Here is a 1,093-nt window from a genome sequence, read left to right as displayed (position 1 = left end):
GGACAACAACCCGCTGGTCAACGCCCCCCACACCATGGCAGACCTGGCGGAAGATGAGTGGCTGCGGCCCTACAGCAGGGAGGTCGCGGCATTTCCGTCACCGGCCAGTCTCAAGTCGAAATACTGGCCCGGGGCCAATCGCATCGACAACGTTTTTGGGGACCGCAATTTTATCTGTTCATGCCCCGGCATTGATCCTTATCAGTCAGTGGAAGTAAGTGGAGATGAGGTATGTCTGAAACGTCTGTTGACAGCCTGAAGAGAACCCCGTTATATGCCCTTCATGTGGCCAGGGGTGCAAAAATGGTGCCTTTTGCCGGTTATGAAATGCCGGTACAGTACCCAATCGGTGTCAAAAACGAGCACACCCATACCCGCAGTAAAGTCGGCGTTTTTGATGTCTCCCACATGGGGCAGTTGACACTGTCCGGTGAAGGGGCTGACTGTTTCCTGGAGTCCCTGGTACCGGTTGATATTGCAGGCCTTGCCATTGGCAGGCAGCGCTATGCCCTGCTGACCAATGTGGTCGGCGGTATTCTTGATGACCTGATGGTCACCCGCTATGACGATTGCCTTCATCTGGTGGTCAATGCGGCGTGCAAGGCGCAGGATATTCAGCATATCCGGTCCAGACTGCCGGAAGGTGTCAAACTGGAAGTGCTCGATCATCGGGCGCTCATTGCCATTCAGGGACCTATGGCTGCAGAGGTTATGGCAAGGGTTGTTCCAGAGGTGACTGACATGGTCTTTATGGACGCCCGCCAGTTGTCCATTAATGGCACGCCCTGTTTTATCAGTCGTTCCGGGTACACCGGGGAAGATGGCTTCGAAATCTCTATCCCGGAAAAACAGGCAGAACACATCACCCGGCTGCTACTCGACCAACCGGAGGTTGAATTGATTGGTCTCGGTGCCAGAGACTCCCTCCGTCTGGAATCGGGCCTTTGTCTCTACGGCCATGATATGGATGCCAATACCACCCCCATTGAAGCGAATCTGATATGGGCCATCAGTAAAAATCGTCGTCATGATGGTGAGCGTGCAGGCGGATTCCCCGGCGCTGAAAAAATTCTGCAACAGATTGAGACCGGAC

General features: G+C 54.4%; 2 protein-coding genes. Both read left to right on the top strand.

The features are described from left to right. Window positions 1-259, top strand: a 259-nt coding sequence (locus KDK14_RS18985; protein ID WP_257266777.1) for a hypothetical protein, incomplete at its 5' end; no start/stop codon positions are given. Next, window positions 232-1,093, top strand: an 862-nt coding sequence (gene gcvT / locus KDK14_RS18980) for a glycine cleavage system aminomethyltransferase GcvT (RefSeq protein WP_257266776.1), incomplete at its 3' end; no start/stop codon positions are given. The genes KDK14_RS18985 and gcvT, both read left to right, overlap by 28 nt.

The organism is Endozoicomonas sp. ONNA2, assembly GCF_024606365.1.
In the GTDB taxonomy this organism is placed as follows: domain Bacteria; phylum Pseudomonadota; class Gammaproteobacteria; order Pseudomonadales; family Endozoicomonadaceae; genus Endozoicomonas.
This window is presented reverse-complemented; position numbering and strand designations above follow the sequence as displayed.